This is a genomic window from Streptomyces millisiae (genome assembly GCF_031845425.1).
Classification (GTDB): Bacteria; Actinomycetota; Actinomycetes; order Streptomycetales; family Streptomycetaceae; genus Streptomyces; species Streptomyces millisiae.
Map to the genome: position 1 here is coordinate 1 of NZ_JAVREM010000151.1, position 1846 is coordinate 1846.

Annotated in this window: 1 rRNA gene; it reads left to right on the top strand. The window is 57.0% G+C overall.

The features are described 5' to 3' along the window. Nucleotides 1–1824 (top strand): 23S ribosomal RNA (locus RNC47_RS35910); the annotation flags it as partial. Between the last annotated feature and the right edge of the window lie 22 nt (nt 1825–1846).

Sequence of the window (1846 nt, forward strand, 5' to 3'; positions counted from 1 at the left end):
TGGTGGGTAGGGGAGCGTCGTGTGTTGGGTGAAGCAGCCGTGGAAACGTGTTGTGGACGGCATGCGAGTGAGAATGCAGGCATGAGTAGCGTTACACACGTGAGAAACGTGTGCGCCGATTGACTAAGGGTTCCTGGGTCAAGCTGATCTGCCCAGGGTAAGTCGGGACCTAAGGCGAGGCCGACAGGCGTAGTCGATGGACAACCGGTTGATATTCCGGTACCCGCCGTGAAGCGCCAACGCTGAATCTTCTGATGCTAAGCCCGTGAAGCCGCCTGCTGAGTCTTCGGACGAGGTGGGAGTGGTGGAGCCGGTGACCCGAGGGGGTAGTAGGTGAGTGATGGGGTGACGCAGGAAGGTAGTCCAGCCCGGGTGGTGGTTATCCCGGGGTAAGGGTGTGGCCCGAAGGGTAGGTAAATCCGTCCTTCATTGTGGGTGAGACCTGATGCCGAGCCGATTGTGGTGAAGTGGATGATCCTATGCTGTCGAGAAAAGCCTCTAGCGATGTTTCATGGTGGCCCGTACCCTAAACCGACTCTGGTGGTCAGGTAGAGTATACCGAGGCGTTCGGGTGAACTATGGTTAAGGAACTCGGCAAATTGCCCCCGTAACTTCGGGAGAAGGGGGGCCGCTTCTGGTGATGGCATTTACTGTCGGAGCTGGGGGTGGCCGCAGAGACCAGCGAGAAGCGACTGTTTACTAAAAACACAGGTCCGTGCGAAGCTGTAAGGCGATGTATACGGACTGACGCCTGCCCGGTGCTGGAACGTTAAGGGGACCGGTTAGCTCTTTTGGGGGCGAAGCTGGGAACTTAAGCGCCAGTAAACGGCGGTGGTAACTATAACCATCCTAAGGTAGCGAAATTCCTTGTCGGGTAAGTTCCGACCTGCACGAATGGCGTAACGACTTCTCGGCTGTCTCAACCATAGGCCCGGTGAAATTGCATTACGAGTAAAGATGCTCGTTTCGCGCAGCAGGACGGAAAGACCCCGGGACCTTTACTATAGCTTGATATTGGTGTTCGGTTCGGTTTGTGTAGGATAGGTGGGAGACTGTGAAGCCCTCACGCCAGTGTGGGTGGAGTCGTTGTTGAAATACCACTCTGATCGTGCTGGATGTCTAACCTGGGTCCGTGATCCGGATCGGGGACAGTGTCTGGTGGGTAGTTTAACTGGGGCGGTTGCCTCCTAAAGGGTAACGGAGGCGCCCAAAGGTTCCCTCAGCCTGGTTGGTTATCAGGTGGTGAGTGTAAGTGCACAAGGGAGCTTGACTGTGAGACTGGCGGGTCGAGCAGGTGCGAAAGCAGGGACTAGTGATCCGGCGGTGGCTTGTGGGAGCGCCGTCGCTCATCGGATAAAAGGTACCCCGGGGATAACAGGCTGATCTTCCCCAAGAGTCCGTATCGACGGGATGGTTTGGCACCTCGATGTCGGCTCGTCGCATCCTGGGGCTGGAGTTGGTCCCAAGGGTTGGGCTGTTCGCCCATTAAAGCGGTACGCGAGCTGGGTTTAGAACGTCGTGAGACAGTTCGGTCCCTATCCGCTGTGCGCGTTGGAGTCTTGAGAAGGGCTGTCCCTAGTACGAGAGGACCGGGACGGACGAACCTCTGGTGTGCCAGTTGTTCTGCCAAGGGCATGGCTGGTTGGCTACGTTCGGGAGGGATAACCGCTGAAAGCATCTAAGCGGGAAGCTTGCTTCGAGATGAGGACTCCCACCCACTTGATGGGGTAAGGCTCCCTGTAGACGACGGGGTTGATAGGCCGGAGATGGAAGCCTTGTGAGAGGTGGAGTTGACCGGTACTAATAGGCCGAGGGCTTGTCCATAGATGCTCGCGTCCACTGTGAA